We start from the raw sequence: 17,615 nt of genomic DNA, 5'->3' as shown, positions 1-17,615 counted from the left end.
CGAAATTGTGCCCTGCGGACCCGGGATCACTACCTGCTTAGGCTGCCCCTCCGCTGGTGCTCACTGCGGGGGACGTTTGGGCCTGAGCCGCTGTTCTGGCTAAGGTGATGTTCTCAAACGGCCTTTGACCGTCTGCGGATGGTGAACACGTCCAGGGAATCAGGGTAGGGGCCTGCGGTTTCCAAAAGCTTAAAGAACCCTTGCGGGAAACCCCGGGGATTTCTGCAAACTCGATCGGTTTTTGTGCATCGCACAAGATTCTTGACTTTTTTGTGCGTTGCACTAATTGTGGGCAGAGTCAGGGAGCCGGGGCTTCCCGACGCGAGCCAGGGAAAAAGGATTCCAAGATGTTCAAGGTTGAAGACTTTCAGAACTACGGGAAAGAGCATTTCGAGACGTGCGTCGCCTCCGCGACCTCGGTGCAGCACGGCCTCCAGGCGATCGCCAGCGCTTATGGCGACTACACCAAGAAGTCATTCGAAGACACCAAGTCCTTCGTCGAGAAGCTGTCCGGCGTGAAGTCGCTGGACAAGGCGGTGGAAGCGCAGACCGATTTCGCCCGCTCCGCCTACGAGACCTTCGTCGCGGAATCGCAGAAGATCGCCGGCCTCTACAGCGACCTCGCCAAGCAGGCGTTCAAGCCGGTCGAGACGGTCGTGTCGAAGTTCACCCCGGCCGCTCAGTAATTTCTGAAGTCCTGGAATCAAAAAGCCCGGCTGAACAGCCGGGCTTTTTTTGCTGGGACCATATCGTCAGTGCTCGAAAGCCGTCGGTGGCCAATCGCCATGCAAGCTTTGTTCGTACAAAGGCGTGTCCTGGGACTGAGTCGACAAGGTTCAATGGGACCGTAGAAACCCGGAGATGTCCGGCGCAATCGCCGACGGCAGGTTCCTGATCGGTTGCTAAACGGCCAAGGCGGAAGTTTTTGTCAAATCGGTTCGGATTGACTAACCTTCGATAGGATCGTTGGAGCGGGAATCGGGTTGCCTTGGCCATATCGGCGGGATGGTTGCACGCTTGCAGGGAGCCGAGGGCAGGCCCATATTCCCCACAATTGATCCGGGCCTGACCGGACCGGTTGGAAGCGGCGATCCAACAAGCTGGCGCGCCCGTCCCGAGCTCCGAAACGGCGGGGCCTAGCTTCTACGCTTCCGTGGGGAATTGAACGCCTGAGCCATGCCGCAACTGACTTCCAGATTTGACCTGTCCGCGGCGACTGCCGCCCACGCTCTCCGGATGAGCAACGACGAGAACCGTTCGGGTGGCCCGGCGGGTCCGAACACGTCCGTCATCACCAAGGTCAAACCCAAAACCAAGCGGCCCAACCTCTATCGTGTGCTGATCCTCAACGACGACTACACGCCGATGGAGTTCGTCGTCCACGTGCTGGAGAAGTTTTTCCAGAAGGACGCCGAGGCTGCGACCAAGATCATGCTGCATGTCCACCATCACGGTATCGGCGAGTGCGGCGTATTCACCTACGAGATTGCCGAGACGAAGGTGACGCAGGTGATGGATTTCGCCCGCAAGCACCAGCACCCGCTGCAATGCGTGATGGAAAAGAAGTAACTCCGGGTCCGACTTCGGAGTTCGTGAGATCGGTGCTGTTCGCGCGCTGTGTGACGTCAGCGCATGCCGCTGCGTGATCCGCAGACGTCAGCGCCGCCGCCAATCCTGCCCAAATGGGTAGTTTTGCCCAAATCGGAACGGGTTTTGCATCGAGAATGCGGTGGGCGCGCAATGCTCATCGAGTCGCGGAACCGGTCTTTTGCCGCGGCCTTGTATAACTATATGTGACAAAGGTTGTTGTTGCCTGACCCGGCGATGGCGATCATGATGGTGGGGGCCATAGAGGACGCTAATGCCGACTTTTTCCCAAAGCCTTGAACAATCCCTGCATCGTGCACTGGCGATCGCCAATGAGCGTCATCACCAATATGCGACGCTTGAGCATCTGCTGCTGTCCCTGATCGACGACTCCGATGCGGCTGCTGTCATGCGTGCCTGCAGCGTCGATCTCGACAAGCTGCGAACGAGCCTCGTCAATTATCTTGAAACCGAATTCGAAAATCTGGTGACGGATGGCGCCGATGACGCCAAGCCGACCGCCGGTTTCCAGCGCGTGATCCAGCGTGCGGTGATCCATGTGCAGTCTTCCGGTCGCGAAGAGGTGACCGGTGCGAACGTGCTGATCGCGATCTTCGCCGAGCGCGAGAGCCATGCCGCCTACTTCCTGCAGGAGCAGGACATGACGCGGTATGACGCCGTCAACTACATCAGCCACGGCATTGCCAAGCGGCCGGGCGTCTCCGAAGCGCGGCCCGTTCGCGGCGTCGACGAGGAGACCGAGACCAAGGGCAGCGAGGACGCCAAGAAGAAGGGCGAGGCGCTCGAGACCTATTGCGTCAACCTCAACAAGAAGGCGCGTGACGGCAAGATCGATCCGGTGATCGGACGCAATTCCGAAATCAACCGCGCGATCCAGGTGCTGTGCCGCCGCCAAAAGAACAATCCGTTGTTCGTGGGCGAGGCCGGCGTTGGCAAGACCGCGATCGCGGAGGGCCTGGCCAAGCGCATCGTCGACAGCGAGGTGCCGGAGGTTCTGGCGGCTGCGACCGTGTTCTCGCTCGACATGGGCACGCTGCTCGCGGGTACGCGCTATCGCGGCGACTTCGAGGAGCGTCTCAAGCAGGTGCTGAAGGAACTCGAGGCCCATCCCAACGCCATCCTGTTCATCGACGAGATCCACACCGTGATCGGTGCGGGCGCGACGTCGGGTGGTGCGATGGATGCGTCGAACCTGCTCAAGCCCGCGCTCGCCTCGGGCACGATCCGCTGCATGGGCTCGACGACCTACAAGGAATATCGCCAGCACTTCGAGAAGGACCGCGCGCTGGTGCGGCGCTTCCAGAAGATCGACATCAACGAGCCGACCGTCGAGGACGCGATCGCGATCCTCAAGGGCCTCAAGCCTTATTTCGAGGACTACCACCGGCTGAAGTACACCAATGAGGCGATCGAGGCGGCGGTGCAGCTGTCTTCGCGCTACATCCACGACCGCAAGCTGCCCGACAAGGCGATCGACGTGATCGACGAGTCCGGTGCGGCGCAGATGCTGGTTGCCGAGAACAAACGCAAGAAGACGATCGGCATCAAGGAGATCGAAACCACGATTGCTTCGATGGCGCGGATCCCGCCGAAGAGCGTGTCGAAGGACGATGCCGAGGTGCTCAAGCATCTCGAGCAGACCCTGAAGCGCACCGTGTTCGGCCAGGACAAGGCGATCGAGTCGCTCGCCGCTTCGATCAAGCTCGCCCGGGCGGGCCTGCGCGAACCGGAGAAGCCGATCGGCTGCTACCTGTTCTCGGGTCCGACCGGCGTCGGCAAGACTGAGGTTGCGAAGCAGCTGGCGGCGACGCTGGGCGTCGAGCTCCTGCGCTTCGACATGTCCGAGTACATGGAGCGCCACACCGTGTCGCGCCTGATCGGCGCACCTCCCGGCTATGTCGGCTTCGACCAGGGCGGCCTGTTGACCGACGGCGTCGACCAGCATCCGCATTGCGTGGTCCTGCTCGACGAAATCGAGAAAGCGCATCCCGATCTCTATAACGTGCTGCTCCAGATCATGGACCACGGCCGGCTCACCGACCACAACGGCAAGCAGGTCAACTTCCGTAACGTGATCCTGATCATGACCACGAACGCGGGAGCTTCGGATCTCGCCAAGCAGGCGTTCGGCTTCACGCGCTCGAAGCGGGAAGGCGACGATCACGAGGCGATCAACCGGCAGTTCGCGCCGGAATTCCGCAACCGCCTCGATGCCATCGTCTCGTTCGGCCATCTGAGTGTCGAGGTGATCGGCACCGTGGTCGAGAAGTTCGTGCTTCAGCTCGAGGCGCAACTCGGCGACCGCGACGTCACGATCGAACTCTCCGAGCCGGCCAAGACCTGGTTGATCCAGCATGGCTATGACGAGCAGATGGGCGCGCGTCCGATGGCCCGGGTGATCCAGGAGCACATCAAGAAGCCGCTGGCTGACGAGGTGCTGTTCGGCAAGCTCAAGGGCGGTGGTCACGTCCGCGTCGTTCTGGTCAAGGACGAGGCCGACGAGACCAAGGAGAAGATCGGCTTCGAGTTCGTCGAGGGCCCGGTTACGCCGAAGCAGGAGAAGCTGCCCGGCGCCCGCAAGCGCCCACCGGGCAAGCCCAACAAGCCGGGCGGCCCCGGCGGCTCCAAGGGGCCGACCTCGAAGGGGCCGCTGGTCAAGGCTTGATTACAAGCGTCATAAACCGAAAGGCCGGCTGAAGAGCCGGCCTTTTGTTTGCCCGTATCACGATCGTCGGGCGCTACTCGCCCCTCAAGCGCTGGTCGTCCTGAACGCGAACCTGTTCGGCGCCGCGCGCCCCCGCTGGCGAGAGCCGCAGCATGCTCAGCATCGCGCCGCAGAGGGCAAATCCCACACCGGTCAGCAGAGCAATCCGGGTTCCCTCGACCGGATAGCGGCCGAGGAACAAGGCCACCAGCGCAGCTCCCGTGGTCTGGCCAAGGAGACGGGCTGTGCCAAGCATGCCGCTGGCGCCGCCGGAGCGCTCGCGCGGCGCGGCGGCGATCATGGTGCGGTTGTTTGGCGTCTGGAACAGGCCGAAGCCGAAGCCCGCCAGCGCCATCCGCCAGACCACGTCAAGCGGCGTCGGGTTCACAGGCAGGATAGCGAGCCCGGCAAGGCCACCGGCGAACAGCGTGAGCCCGATGCCGCCGAGCAGGCCCGCCGGATAATGCTCGACCAGCCGACCGGCCAGAGGGGCTGCGAATGCCACCGCGATCGGCCACGGCGTGATCAGCAGGCCCATATGCACGGCCGAATAACCGAAGCGGCTCTGGAGGTAGAAGGGGATCGCGACGAATGCCAGCATTTGCCCGCAAAACGAGGCGATCGAGGTCGCAATCGAGAGCCCGAACACCGGGATGCGCAACAGGTCGACCGGCAGCAGCGGCGACTTCATGTGCGTTTCGCGATAGATCAGCAACGCGCCGGCGATGATCGCGATGGCGAATTGGACGAGGCAGGTCATCGTCGCCTCGCCGTGACCGACGCTGTCGATCGCGGCGATGCCGACGCCGAAGGTGATCGCCGAGAGTCCCGCGCTCTGCCAGTCGAAGGAATGGCTCGCCGGCCTCGTATGCGGCAGGCTGCGCAGGCCCACCACGAGCGTGACCGCGCCGAGCGGGACGTTGATGGCAAACAGCCAGGGCCAGCTTCCGACCGCGAGGATGCCGGCGGCGAGTGTCGGGCCGACGGCCGCGGAAAAGGCGACGACCAGCGCGTTGAGCCCGATGCCGCGCCCAAGCAGGCTGCGCGGATAGGTGAAGCGCACCAGCGCCGAGTTGACGCTCATGATTCCGGCCGCGCCGAACCCCTGGATGATGCGCGCGATCGTCAGCAGTGGCAGCGTATGCGCCAGCGCGCAGAGGGCCGATGCCAGCGTGAACAACACAAGCCCGACAAGGTAGACGCGGCGATAGCCCACGATCTCGCCGAGTGAAGCCAGTGGCAACAGCGAGATCGTGATCGCAAGCTGATAGCCGTTGACGATCCAGATCGAGAAGGCCGGGCTCGCATTCAGGTCGATTGCGATCGTCGGCAGGGCGACATTGGCGATGGCGCTGTCGACCACGGCCATGAGGATGCCGAGCGCAATGGTCAGGATCGCCTGATTGCGCTGTGGTTGCGGCAGGCCGTCGGCATGCTCGATCGGGATGGACGACATGGTGGAGGCGTGCTTGATCCGAGCCGTGAGCGTCCCCTCGATTAGGAAATTGCGCTGCTCATCGCAACCCGGCAGGACACGAGCGGTTCCTGTGCCGGAAGCAGGCCTCCCGGCGCTGTGGGCATGGATCAGTGCGACCTTCGCAGCTCACCAACGCGAGGCTACACCGGCGGCGGATTGCGGTCGGAGAAGGTCCCGCGCTGGTGCCAATACGGATAGGGCAGCGTCACCTTGCTCGCCGCGTCGAGCTTGTCGATCTGGTCCTTCGTCAAAGACCAGCCGATCGCGCCGAGATTTTCGCACAGCTGCGCTTCGTTGCGCGCGCCGATGATCAGCGTCGAAACGGTCGGACGCTGCAGCAGCCAGTTCAGTGCAATTTGCGCCACGGTCTTGCCGGTCTCCTTGGCGACCTCGTCGATTGCATCGACGACGCGATAGACCTGCTCGTCGGGCACGGGCGGCCCGAAATCGGCAGTCTGCGGCAGACGGCTCACTTCAGGCTTTGGCTGGCCGCGGCGGATCTTTCCGGTCAGGCGGCCCCATCCGAGCGGCGACCAGACCACGGCGCCGAGTCCCTGGTCGAGACCAAGCGGCATCAGCTCCCACTCATAGTCGCGCCCGACCAGCGAATAATAGGTCTGGTTGGCGACATAACGCGGGAAGCCGTGCCTGTCGGCAACGCCGAGCGACTTCATCAAGTGCCAGCCCGAAAAATTCGAGACGCCGACGTATCGGATCTTGCCGGCACGCACGAGCACATCGAGGGTGCTGAGAACCTCTTCCGGCGGGGTGAGAGCGTCGAAGCCGTGGAGTTGGAACAGGTCGACATAGTCGGTGCCGAGCCGGCTCAGCGAGCTGTCGATGGCGGCAAGCAGATGCTGCCGCGACGAGCCGATGTCATTGGGGCCATCGCCGAAACGGAAGGTGGCCTTGGTCGAGACCAGCACCTTGTCGCGGCGGCCCTTGATGGCTTCGCCGAGGACGCGTTCGGATTCACCGAGCGAATAGACGTCGGCTGTGTCGAACATCGACACGCCGGCTTCGAGGCAGATGTCCAGCAGGCGTCGCGCTTCCGTGGCGTCGGTCGTCCCCCATGCCGCGAGACGGCCGACGCCGCCGAACGTGCCCGTGCCAAGGCTCAAAGCGGGTACCACGAGCCCGGATCGGCCCAAGCGTCGGTATTCCATCGAACTGCTCCCTCACGACCGCTGATTGATTGGCGTGGCCTTGGAGGCGAATGGTAATGCAAGCAGGCGCGTTGTCCTATCGCGCGCTGACATACCCGCCTTGCTTCGGAACGCCTAGTCGTGCAATCGCATGTCATCGAAGGACGCATCTGCGACGCGCGAACCGACCGTCATGGCAGCTTGCATTTCGATCCTTGCGGCAGACGAAGGGATGCAGACGGGTCTGCTGGCCTGCCGCGGCAGGAGCGTCAGGCTCCAGCCCACGAGGAGCAGCGCGGCGAGCCGGATCGCGATCACACCGAGCAGCAGCTCTGAGCCAGCTATCGTCCCACGAGTCCTCATAGCTCTCAGCCTGATCCAGGTCGCAGCACCTGACAATCTGGAATTGGCGAGCATTGCCTTCGCGTGGCACGAAGGCTCGTGGTGATGGCTGAGTGGAATGGCGCTCAGTGCCGCAACTGGCTCTGCCTGAAGTCGCGCGGCGACATCCCAAAATGCTCGCGGAAGACGCGGCCGAAATGCGAGAGGTCGTTAAAGCCCAGGCAAACGCGATCTCGCTGATGTGGCGATGGGCGAGCATGGGCGAGGCGAGGTCGCGTTTGCATTGGGCGAGGCGCTCGGCAAGCAAATGGCGCTGGAACGAGGTGCCCTCGTCGGCGAGGAGATCGTTGACGTAGCGTGAGGAGATTCCGAGCGCGGCGGCGGTTTCCGTGAGCGAGAGATCGGGATCGGCGAGGTGACTGCGGATGTGGGCTTTGAGCCGGTACAGCAGGGCGGAGCGATGGGTCGAGGACGGCAGCGACGTTCCGCCGAGCCGTTCGCTCAACGCCATCGCCAGCAAGTCGACGGCCTGCTCCGACAGGGCTGCGGCGCTGTTGGGCGCGAGCCGGTCCGCGCTCTGGCAAAGCCTGAGGATGAAGTCATAGGCGAGCCGTTCAATCGGCGCGTCGGCCCCGAAGCTGATCGCTGTGAGAGTCTCGGTGCCGCCCAGCCGTCGGTGCAACATCTCGCGGGGCACCTTGAAGATGGTCTGCGAGAAGGTGTCCCTGAACTTCAGCTCGTAGGGACGTGTGGTGTCGTAGAGCGCGAACTCGCCGGGATGGATCACGGTCTCGCGGCCGTCCTGGACCACGCCACCGTCGCCGCGATTACCGAGCGCGACCAGGACGTAGTCCTGATCCGAGCGCGCGATGCGCGAGGGCGTGCGGAAGACGTGCTGGCGGTCGGAGCAGACCTCGGAGCAAGCGGCTTTCCCCAGCGAAGCCTGCGTGACCGAGCCGTGAAAGGCGCTGCCGAGGTCGGATTTGCAGTCGAGCCCGACGAAGACGTCGCAGACGATGTCCTGCCAGAGGGCAAGCCGCCGGTAACCGGGGCTGCCGTCCGTCGTGAACTGGATGGTCATCGGCCGCCCTCCCTTTCGCATCGAGCAGAAACCACTTGGCGCAGATCCAGCCTGACCGCAGGCAAGTTCCGTACCGGGGCGCTATCCATTCCAGTCGAGTTTTTGTTCCGCCGTGGTCGAGCGCGCGGCTGCCCGGCTTGGTCCAATACACTGCATCGGACGTGGTCTCGGATCAACCGGCAATGGAGGTGGCAATGGGCATCGAACATCCGAAATACAAGGTCGCGGTGGTGCAGGCGGCACCCGCCTGGCTCGACCTCGACGCCTCGATCGACAAGTCGATCGCTTTGATCAGGGAGGCCGCCGAGAAGGGTGCCAAGCTGATCGCATTTCCGGAGGCCTTCATCCCCGGTTACCCCTGGCATATCTGGATGGACTCACCGGCCTGGGCGATCGGACGCGGTTTCGTGCAGCGCTATTTCGACAACTCGCTATCCTATGACAGCCCCCAGGCCGAACGGCTGCGTGACGCCGTCCGCAAGGCCAAGCTCACCGCCGTGATCGGCCTCTCCGAACGCGATGGCGGCAGCCTCTATCTGGCGCAATGGCTGATCGGACCCGACGGCGAGACCATTGCGACACGCCGCAAATTGCGACCGACCCATGCGGAGCGCACGGTCTATGGCGAGGGCGACGGTAGCGATCTTGCAGTCCATGGGCGAGCCGACATCGGCCGCATCGGCGCGCTGTGTTGCTGGGAGCATCTCCAGCCGCTGTCGAAATACGCGATGTACGCCCAGAACGAGCAGGTGCATGTCGCGGCCTGGCCGAGCTTCTCGCTATACGATCCCTTCGCGCCAGCCCTCGGTGCCGAGGTGAACAATGCCGCCTCCCGCGTCTATGCGGTGGAAGGCTCCTGCTTCGTGCTGGCCCCTTGCGCGACGGTGTCGCAAGCCATGATCGACGAGCTCTGCGACCGGCCGGACAAGAACGCGCTGCTGCATGTGGGCGGCGGTTTTGCCGCGATCTACGGGCCGGATGGCAGCCAGATCGGCGACAAGCTCGCGCCGGATCAGGAAGGGCTCTTGATCGCCGAAATCGATCTCGGCGCGATCGGTGTGGCCAAGAATGCCGCGGATCCGGCCGGACATTATTCGCGGCCCGACGTCACGCGGCTGCTGCTCAACAAGAAGCCCTACAAGAGGGTCGAGCAGTTCGCGCTGCCGGTCGACACTATCGAGCCGGCGGACATTGGCGCGGCAGCGAGCTGATCGCTGCGATCGAGGGAGGGTACGATCATGGAATCCGCAATTCCCGCGCATCTCGAAACCCAGCGCATGCGTCACAAGCGCGTGCCGGATGATTACCAGCCGCCATATCCGTCGTTCGTGGCACGCTACAAGCCCGGGGTGGGCCGCGTCGTGATGGCCTATTTCGGCGTCCAGTATCGTGGGGCGGCGCCGGCGGCTGCGACGGAAGCGCTCGCTGAAATCGACAGGCTGTTCGCCGGCGAGAGCAGTCCCTCGCATTGGGACCGCGCGCACTATGTGGATCAGGCCGGCCACGCCAACATCGTGTCGGTGGCCTATTGGGACGACATCGCGCGCTTCGACGCCTGGTTTGCACCGGCGCGCGAGGCGTGGACCGGAAAGCAACGCGAAGGGATAGGCACCTTCATCGAGGTGCTGCGTCCCGCCGTGGCGCGGCACGAGACGCTGTTTTCCTCGCTAGGCAGGCCCGAAGGTGTCGCGGTGATTGCAGATGGCATGAGCGGCGAGGTGCAGGAGCACGCCTATTGGGGCGGCATGCGCGATCGCATTCCGCTGTCGCAAACCGATCCGATGTCGCCGGGCGGCAATCCCGAACTGGTCCATGATGGCGCGCGGTTGCGCGTAAAGGCGCACGACAATCTCTGTCTGATCCGCTCGGGTCAGGACTGGAGCGATACCGAGGCGTCCGAGCGGAAGCTCTATCTCGACGACGTCGAGCCGGTGCTGCGCGAGGGCATGGATTTCTTGCGCGACGATGGCCCTTCCATCGGCTGCTATGCCAATCGCTACATGCAGGTGCTCTCGGCCGACGGCAAGGCGAGCGAAAAATCCTACGGCCAGAGCTGGTGGAGGAGCCTGGCTGCGCTGGAGCGCTGGGCGGAATCGCATCCGACCCATGTCAAGATCTTCGGTGCGGCGATGAAATATCTGTCGACGCTGGGGCCTGCAGCGAAACTGCGGCTCTATCATGAGGTCACGGTGGCCGCGGCAGACGAGCAGTTCTTCGAATATCTGAACTGCCACGCCAAGACCGGAATGCTGGCGGCGGTGGAGACCGTCAGCGCCTAGGCCACACAATGGCCGAGCAGTTCCGGATGCGCGGCGCAGATGTGATGCGCGCCGGCGTCCCGCAGCTCGGCCTCGTTGCCATAGCCGTAGAGCACGCCGATCGCCGTCATGCCGTTGGTCCGGGCGCCGATCACGTCGTGGCTGCGGTCGCCGATCATGATCGCTTGCCGCGGATCGACTTCGGTCTCGGCGAGCGCGTAGCGCAGCAGGTCACGCTTGTCGACGCGCGTGCCGTCGAGCTCGGAGCCGAACACGCGCTCGAAATACGGCTTCAGCCCGAAATGTTCGACGATGCGGGTGGCGTAGACCGCAGGCTTGCTGGTCGCCACGAAGATGCGCGCGCCGGTTGCGGCGAGCGCCGCGAGCGTGTCGTGGATGCCCGGATAGAGTGAGTTCTCGAACAGCCCAACCTCGGAAAACCGTTCGCGGTAGAGCAGGAGCGCCTGATCAGCCAGTGCCTCGGTTCCGGTCAGCGCCTTCAGGCTCGCATGCAGCGGCGGCCCGATGCACCAGGTCAATTCGTCCTGGCTCGGGACCGACTTGCCAATTTTTTTGAGGGCATACTGGATCGAACCGGTGATCCCGGGCTTTGGATCGGTCAGCGTGCCGTCGAGATCAAAATAGATTGTCCGCATTCTGGCCGGGCTCAGCATTGCTAATTCCGGCCGTTGCTAGTTGCCTTGGGCCCCGAGATCAAGGGCCGATATTGGGAGCGACATGGCGTTGGTCGGGGCTCAGAAGCTGATCTGGTGGGTGCTCGCGGCGGCGGTCGTCATCACGCCCGTGCACGCCGAGGATGCTCCGGTCCCTCCCACGCAGCTTGGCCCCGAGGCGCCGGCGAAACCGGGAGCAGGCGAGCCTGTGCGCGAGAGCGACACACGGGAGTCGATCTGCCTGATCGTGGAGGCCGCCGCGCGTGATGCCAACCTCCCGCTGGAATTCTTCGCCCGGGTGATCTGGCAGGAGAGCCGATTCCAGGCCGATGCAGTGGGGCCCGTCACTCGCAGCGGCGAACACGCGCAGGGGATCGCGCAATTCATGCCGGGCACTGCGAGCGAGCGGGGGCTGCTCAATCCCTTTAATCCGGTCCAGGCGCTGCCGAAGTCGGCCGAGTTTCTCAACGAGCTGCGCAATCAGTTCGGTAATCTCGGTCTCGCTGCGGCCGCCTACAACGCCGGCCCGCGGCGCGTGCAGGAATGGCTCGCCGGCACCGGTGGCATGCCGGAGCAGACCCGCAACTACGTCTACGCCATCACTGGCGCGACCGTCGACGCCTGGGCCAAGGCCGGCAGCACCGGCAAGGGGCCGCCGAGCTCGCCGCCGACGAGCTGCCGCGACCTGATGGCGCTGTTGAAGCGCGCGCCGAACCCGTTCGTCGCCGAGCTCGAGCAGCATGTCGAGCTCGCCGCGGCCAAGATCTGGGGGGTGCAGCTCGCCGCCGGCTTCGACCGCAACAAGGCGCTGGCGATGTACTCCCGCGCCGTCACGCGCCTCAGCGGGGTGATCGGCGAGCGCGATCCCAGCCTGTTGAGCTCGGTGGTGCGCAGCCGCGGCTCGCACGCCTTCTACCAGGTGCGTATCGGCGCTGATACGCGCCCCGAAGCGGATGATCTCTGCAATCGCATCCGCAAAGCGGGCGGCGCCTGCTTTGTGCTGAAGAACCGGGCCGCGCGCGGATAGAAACGCAACCATACCTACCGGCGCCGCCTCCACCTGATGACCCGCCGCTCGCGATGGTCTTCATGCTGGCCGGCGAGTGCTGGTTAGGCTAAAACGCCTTCGAACAGCCAAGGAACTGAAGAGTATGGTTCGCGAAAACGAACTCCGCGGGGGCGAGATCGCCATCGAGCTGCCATCGACGGAAGATGCCGGCCTCGTCTTCATTGGTCGCATTCGCACGCCATGGACCTCGCGGCTCGAGACGCCGCGACAGGGCCGTGCGGATGGCCCGATCTGCCGGCTCGAGATCTTCGAGCCGTTCGTGCCGGCGATCAAGGGAGTCGACTTCTATAGCAATCTCGAAGTGCTCTATTGGCTCGACAAGTCGCGCCGCGACATCGTGTTGCAAAGCCCGAAGAACAACGAGAAAACCCGCGGCACGTTTTCGCTGCGCTCGCCGGTCCGGCCCAATCCGATCGGCACCTCGATCGTGAAGCTGGTCGGTATCGAGGGCAATGCCATCCTCGTGCGCGGTCTCGACTGTCTCGACAACACGCCGCTGATCGACATCAAGCCCGACCGCTGTGAGTTCACGCCGCTGGCCGCGCCGCAGCCGGGCGATTTTCAGACGGAGTGAGGATCAGTCCTTCAGCGCCGCGATCAACTTGGTCGCGTTCTCTTCCAGCACCTTCACGTCTTCCTTCCGGCTCGCGGGCGGCAGCATGGCGACACCGTCGTGGCGAGGCATCACGTGCATGTGGAGATGAAACACCACCTGTCCGCCGGCGGGTTCATTGAACTGCTGCACGGTGATGCCGTCGGCCTTGAAGGCCTTCATCGCGGCCGCCGCGATCTTGTGCGCACCGCGGGCAACATGCGCGTAGTCGTCGGGCTTGATGTCGAGAATGTTGCGGGCAGGGGCCTTCGGAATCACCAGCGTATGCCCTGTTACGCGCGGCATGATGTCGAGGAAGGCGAAGATGTGCTCGTCCTCATAGACCCTGTGGCAGGGAAACTCGCCGCGCAGGATCTTTGCGAAGATGTTGTTCGGATCGTAGGCGGTCATGGCGGCGGCTCCCGAGAACTTTGCGCTGCGACTTTTGCGCTTACTGTCACCAGCCCCGCGCGCGCGTCAAGACGGCTCGTCGATGCCTTTCCGGAAGGGACCAAGCTCGGCAAGCTCCCGTCCGGCTTCCGCAACATAGGCCCGCTCACGCTTGAGATAATCGTCGATGGCGCGGCGGAGGCCGGGATCGGCGATGAAATGGGCCGAGTGTGTCGTCCGCGGCAGGTAGCCGCGTGCAATCTTGTGCTCGCCTTGCGCGCCGGCTTCGACATTCGTGAGACCGTGTTTGATGGCGAAATCAATCGCCTGATAGTAGCAGACTTCGAAATGCAGGAAGGGATGATGCTCGACCGCGCCCCAGTTGCGGCCGAACAGCGTATCCGAGCCGATGAAGTTGATAGCGCCTGCGATCCAGCGGTCGTTGCGGCGCGCCATCACCAGCAGCACGTCCTGGCTCATGGTGTCGCCGATCAGCGAGAAGAATCCTCGGGTGAGATAGGGCCGGCCCCATTTGCGCGAGCCGGTCTCCATGTAGAACGCGAAGAAGGCGTCCCAGGCGTCCTCGGTGATGTCTTTTCCGGTGAGCCAGTGGATCGTGATCCCTGCCGCGAGCGCGTCGCGCCGCTCGCGCTTGATCGATTTGCGATGCCGTGAGTTCAGCGTCGCCAGGAAATCGTCGAAGCTGGCAAAGCCCTCGTTGCGCCAGTGGAACTGCTGGTCGGTGCGCTGGAGGAAACCGTGCCGCGCAAGCAGCTTCCACTCCGCCTCGCGCGCGAAGGTAACGTGAACGGAGGAGGCCTTGCTGACGCCGCACAGCGCCACCAACCCGCTCGCCAGCGCGTCCGCGATGCGCTCGTGGTCAACGCCGTCGCGGATCAGCAGCCGCGGTCCTGTCGCGGGCGTGAAGGGAACCGAGACCTGCAGCTTTGGATAGTAACGCCCGCCGGCGCGCTCATAGGCGTCCGCCCAGCCGCGGTCGAAAACGTATTCGCCCTGGCTGTGTGATTTCAGATAGCAGGGCACGACGCCGGCGACGCGGCCATCGATCTTGGCCACGAGGTGCCGCGGTGCCCAGCCGGTGCGGATTGTGGCTGAACCCGAGTTCTCGGCGGCCGAGAGAAAGGCGTGCGAGACGAACGGGTTGTAGGCAGGCTTTGAGAGGCCGAGGGAATCGCCTGGAAACCCGGATGAGGTTCCCACCGCATGCCCATTGCAGGCCCTGCCAGGATTGGCGCAAGCGTCCCAATCCTCCGGCGAGATTTCGCCAATGGACGGTACCGCCTCCAGGGTGATTTCGGATGATGCCATTGCGCCCAAGATCGTGCATTGCAGCAGCGACTTCAAGGGTCGGGAACATCAAGCTTACGGCACGAAGCCTTCAAAGATCATCTGATCGGCAGATTGTCCGACCCGCACCCGCTGCTCTGACGTGCGCACGGTCCAGCCGAGCAGGGCGCAACCGAAGACGTTACGGGCGATCCAGGGAGCCGGTGCCGGGAGATGATCGACCTTGAAAGCCACGAAATGGGGCTGGGTCTGGAAGCCGTGGCGCAGGTACAGCATGCCGTCGCGCTGCTCGGGGGTCAGATAGGCCCAGTACTCGTCCTCGTAGCTGCGCTGCGCGACGATGCCGCGCGGGCGGGAGGGCAGGAGTTCACGGAGCGCCAGCACTTGGTCGGGATCAAAAGACATCCCGACCGCGCGACCCTGATAGGTTGCCAGCACCTCGGCCATCCGCGTCACCAGCTTGCGGTCGCCGTCGAAGTGGCTCTTCACCTCGATCACCAGCGGCACGCGGCCGGCGACCATGGTGCAGAGATCGCTGAGCGACATCATCCGCTCTGGCGTATCCTTGAACGTGATCGCCTTCAGCTCGGCCGCGGTCTTCGCGACCACCGGGCCGCTTGCCTCGGTGAGACGGCCGAGTTCATGGTCGTGATGCACCATGGCCTCGCCGTCAGCCGAGAGCTGGATGTCGACCTCGATCGAGAAATTGGCCGCGATCGCCGCCTGCACCGCGCCGGGCATGTTCTCGACGATGCCGCGGGAAATGTCATGCAGGCCGCGATGGGCGACCGGCCGCGCTGTCAGCCAATCCGGAGCTCGCACGATGCCGGCCTCAGGCGACCTCGAAGATGCCGTCGACCTCGACCGCCGCATCCGCCGGCAGCGAGGCGACGCCGACAGTGGTGCGGGCGTGACGGCCCTTGTCACCGAAGGCGGCGACCATCAGGTCGGAAGCGCCGTTGAGCACCTTCGGCCCGTCAAGGAAGTCGGGCGCCGAGTTGATGAAGCCGCCGAGGCGCACCACACGCGTGACCTTGTCGAGATCACCGAGCGCCGCCTTCACCTGTGCCAGCAGGTTGATCGCGCAACCGCGCGCGGCCGCGGCGCCGTCCTCGACCGAAACGCCGGCGCCCAGCTTGCCCTTGGCGATCAGCTTGCCGGCGGGATCGAAGCAAACCTGGCCGGACACGAACAGCAGATTGCCGGTGCGCACGAACGGGACGTAATTGGCCACCGGGGTGGGAGCCTCGTGCAGCTTGATGCCTTGTTCCGCCAGCTTCTGCTCGACCGTGCCCGCCATGTCTCGACCTCGATGTCTGGAAAACTCATCGCCTCGGGCGCGTTTAGCGACGGCCCGGGCGCGCCATGTTTCGCCCATCGAGCCGACACATGCAAGCCGGGTCCGGAGGTTCAACGGAGAGGCGCAACTTTACGTGAAACCGCCGCAGTTGCGACGCAATGGAACGGTCATTAAAGTGTCGAATCTGCGCGTCCTCAGGGAACAGACATGGTGCACCTTTTCCGGACTTCGCTCGGTGTGATGGCGCTCGCGATGGCCGTGCTCGGCTCCGGTACCGGCGCGCATGCCTCGAGCGCTCCATTTCTCGCGCACCAGGCGCTCTACGATCTGAACCTCGTCAAATCGCGCTCCAATTCCATCAGCGGCGCGCGCGGTCGCATCCTCTACAATTTCGCCGGCAACAGCTGCGAAGGCTACACGTCCGAATTCCGCCAGGTCTCCGAACTCGACAGCGGCGAGGGCAAGATCACGCTCAGCGATCTCCGCTCCAATTCCTGGGAGGACGCCGCCGGAAAGAGCTACCGCTTCAAGATCGAAACCCGGATGAACGAGACCGAGGCCGGCCTGGTCGACGGCTCGGCGGTACGTGACGGCGACCACATCAACGTCAAGCTGAAACTGCCTGCGCCGAAGAATTTCACGCTCGACGGCAAGATCGTGTTTCCGACCGAACAGATCCAGCGCATCATTGCCGCCGCCAAGGACGGCAAATCGCTGCTGGAGCTGTCCGTCTATGATGGCTCCGACGATGGCCAGAAGGTCTACAACACGCTGACCGTGATCGGTCAGCCGATCCCCGCCGACCGTACCGCTTCGCCCGATCCGGCGACGGCGGACGAGCACATGAAGTCGCTGACGCGCTGGCCGGTGACGGTCAGCTATTTCGACCGCGACGTCCCGCAGAAGGAAGGCGAGCAGACGCCCGTTTATGCGATGTCGTTCGAGCTCTACGAGAACGGCGTCTCGCGCCAGCTCGTGCTCGACTACAACGACTTCGTGATCTCCGGCGCGATGGGCAAGTTCGACGTCAAGGACAGCAAGCCCTGCAATTGAGGGGCGAGGCTAGCCCCAAGGCTATCCCCAAGCCTAGCCCCAAGCACAGTCTCCGGCTACCCTCCCTTCCAACCATAAACTCAGGGAGCCAGCCCATGCCGAAGCTCGATCATCTCCGTCCCAGCGGCCTGCATCACAATCCCGCCTATTCCCACGTCGTCACCGCCTCCGGCGCGCGCACGATCTACATCTCCGGCCAGGTGTCGGTGGACGAGGAGGGGCGTATCGTCGGCGAGGGCGATATCGCCGCGCAGACCACGCAGGTGATGCAGAATCTCGGTCACGCCTTGAAGGCGGCCGGCGCCACCTACGCCAACGTGGTGAAGATCACGACGTTCGTCGTCGGCTACAAGCCGGAGCTGCGCCCGATCATCGGCAAGGCCCGCTCGGTGTTCTTCGAGGGCATGGAGCCGCCGGCCTCGACGCTCGTCGGCGTCACCGCGCTTGCCGCGCCGGAATGGCTGATCGAGATCGAGGCGATCGCGGTGGCGGATTGAGGTGATGCGTGACTCCGCAAAAGTGAAAAACAACCCCATGCACAGTACACACGCGGCGTGATGTTTCGCATTTGCCGAATTTCGTTTGACGCGTCGGGCAAAACAGTGGCATGATGC

Annotated in this window: 16 protein-coding genes and 1 pseudogene; 9 read left to right on the top strand and 8 right to left on the bottom strand. The window is 63.9% G+C overall.

The window, feature by feature from the left end:
* The first annotated feature begins 347 nt into the window (after window positions 1-347).
* The 3 genes from BM222_RS29460 to clpA all read left to right on the top strand — a co-directional run bounded on the left by BM222_RS29460 (window position 348) and on the right by clpA (window position 4,273).
* Window positions 348-686 carry a phasin family protein gene (locus BM222_RS29460; protein ID WP_092236046.1) on the top strand — a complete coding sequence of 113 codons (339 nt, stop codon included), beginning with the start codon at window positions 348-350 and terminating at the stop codon, window positions 684-686.
* A 550-nt stretch (window positions 687-1,236) separates the two neighbouring features.
* Window positions 1,237-1,569, top strand: coding sequence for an ATP-dependent Clp protease adapter ClpS (gene clpS, locus BM222_RS29455; protein WP_177243545.1), 333 nt, complete (start codon window positions 1,237-1,239; stop codon window positions 1,567-1,569).
* Window positions 1,570-1,861: 292 nt separating this feature from the next.
* The gene (clpA, locus tag BM222_RS29450) at window positions 1,862-4,273 is read left to right on the top strand and encodes an ATP-dependent Clp protease ATP-binding subunit ClpA (protein ID WP_092236042.1); all 2,412 of its coding nucleotides are present in this window, start codon (window positions 1,862-1,864) and stop codon (window positions 4,271-4,273) included.
* Window positions 4,274-4,346: 73 nt separating this feature from the next.
* On the opposite strand, the gene BM222_RS29445 is transcribed toward clpA, so the two are convergent.
* The 3 genes and pseudogenes from BM222_RS29445 to BM222_RS29430 all read right to left on the bottom strand — a co-directional run bounded on the left by BM222_RS29445 (window position 4,347) and on the right by BM222_RS29430 (window position 8,357).
* Window positions 4,347-5,768: an MFS transporter gene (locus tag BM222_RS29445; protein WP_092236038.1), complete on the bottom strand. Its 1,422-nt coding sequence runs from the start codon at window positions 5,766-5,768 to the stop codon at window positions 4,347-4,349.
* Between the two features lie 161 nt (window positions 5,769-5,929).
* Window positions 5,930-6,955 carry an aldo/keto reductase gene (locus BM222_RS29440; protein WP_092236036.1) on the bottom strand — a complete coding sequence of 342 codons (1,026 nt, stop codon included), beginning with the start codon at window positions 6,953-6,955 and terminating at the stop codon, window positions 5,930-5,932.
* A gap of 446 nt (window positions 6,956-7,401) precedes the next feature.
* Window positions 7,402-8,357: pseudogene (locus BM222_RS29430) on the bottom strand (AraC-like ligand-binding domain-containing protein).
* 194 nt (window positions 8,358-8,551) lie between these two features.
* Here BM222_RS29430 and BM222_RS29425 point away from each other — a divergent pair.
* Window positions 8,552-9,568, top strand: coding sequence for a carbon-nitrogen hydrolase family protein (locus BM222_RS29425; protein ID WP_092236116.1), 1,017 nt, complete (start codon window positions 8,552-8,554; stop codon window positions 9,566-9,568).
* 27 nt (window positions 9,569-9,595) lie between these two features.
* Window positions 9,596-10,636 (top strand): phenylacetaldoxime dehydratase family protein, encoded by a 1,041-nt coding sequence (locus tag BM222_RS29420; RefSeq protein ID WP_092236031.1) that lies wholly within the window; start codon window positions 9,596-9,598, stop codon window positions 10,634-10,636.
* On the opposite strand, the gene BM222_RS29415 is transcribed toward BM222_RS29420, so the two are convergent.
* A complete protein-coding gene (locus BM222_RS29415) occupies window positions 10,633-11,271 on the bottom strand; it encodes an HAD family hydrolase (RefSeq protein ID WP_092236028.1) in 639 nt (212 codons plus the stop codon). The genes BM222_RS29420 and BM222_RS29415 overlap by 4 nt on opposite strands.
* A gap of 82 nt (window positions 11,272-11,353) precedes the next feature.
* Here BM222_RS29415 and BM222_RS29410 point away from each other — a divergent pair, with 82 nt between their 5' ends.
* Window positions 11,354-12,316, top strand: coding sequence for a lytic transglycosylase domain-containing protein (locus BM222_RS29410; RefSeq protein ID WP_092236025.1), 963 nt, complete (start codon window positions 11,354-11,356; stop codon window positions 12,314-12,316).
* 124 nt (window positions 12,317-12,440) lie between these two features.
* A complete protein-coding gene (tsaA, locus tag BM222_RS29405; RefSeq protein WP_092236021.1) occupies window positions 12,441-12,932 on the top strand; it encodes a tRNA (N6-threonylcarbamoyladenosine(37)-N6)-methyltransferase TrmO in 492 nt (163 codons plus the stop codon).
* A gap of 3 nt (window positions 12,933-12,935) precedes the next feature.
* Here tsaA and BM222_RS29400 read toward each other — a convergent pair whose 3' ends face one another.
* The 4 genes from BM222_RS29400 to BM222_RS29385 all read right to left on the bottom strand — a co-directional run bounded on the left by BM222_RS29400 (window position 12,936) and on the right by BM222_RS29385 (window position 15,948).
* Window positions 12,936-13,361, bottom strand: coding sequence for an HIT domain-containing protein (locus BM222_RS29400; RefSeq protein ID WP_092236018.1), 426 nt, complete (start codon window positions 13,359-13,361; stop codon window positions 12,936-12,938).
* A 66-nt stretch (window positions 13,362-13,427) separates the two neighbouring features.
* Window positions 13,428-14,669 (bottom strand): GNAT family N-acetyltransferase, encoded by a 1,242-nt coding sequence (locus BM222_RS29395; RefSeq protein WP_092236112.1) that lies wholly within the window; start codon window positions 14,667-14,669, stop codon window positions 13,428-13,430.
* A 54-nt stretch (window positions 14,670-14,723) separates the two neighbouring features.
* Entirely contained in the window at window positions 14,724-15,470 is a 747-nt protein-coding gene (locus BM222_RS29390) for a glycerophosphodiester phosphodiesterase (protein WP_092236016.1), read from the bottom strand.
* A gap of 10 nt (window positions 15,471-15,480) precedes the next feature.
* Complete coding sequence (locus BM222_RS29385) at window positions 15,481-15,948, bottom strand: RidA family protein (RefSeq protein WP_092236013.1); 468 nt, start codon at window positions 15,946-15,948, stop codon at window positions 15,481-15,483.
* Window positions 15,949-16,155: 207 nt separating this feature from the next.
* Here BM222_RS29385 and BM222_RS29380 point away from each other — a divergent pair, with 207 nt between their 5' ends.
* Together BM222_RS29380 and BM222_RS29375 are read left to right on the top strand one after the other, a co-directional pair.
* A complete protein-coding gene (locus tag BM222_RS29380) occupies window positions 16,156-17,001 on the top strand; it encodes a cell envelope integrity EipB family protein (RefSeq protein ID WP_092236010.1) in 846 nt (281 codons plus the stop codon).
* A 95-nt stretch (window positions 17,002-17,096) separates the two neighbouring features.
* Complete coding sequence (locus tag BM222_RS29375; protein ID WP_092236008.1) at window positions 17,097-17,498, top strand: RidA family protein; 402 nt, start codon at window positions 17,097-17,099, stop codon at window positions 17,496-17,498.
* The last annotated feature ends 117 nt before the right edge of the window (window positions 17,499-17,615 follow it).

Origin of the sequence: Bradyrhizobium sp. Gha, assembly GCF_900113735.1 — a bacterium.
In the GTDB taxonomy this organism is placed as follows: domain Bacteria; phylum Pseudomonadota; class Alphaproteobacteria; order Rhizobiales; family Xanthobacteraceae; genus Bradyrhizobium.
The sequence above is the reverse complement of the archived record's forward strand: the minus strand, read 5'-3'. Positions and strand labels throughout refer to the sequence as shown.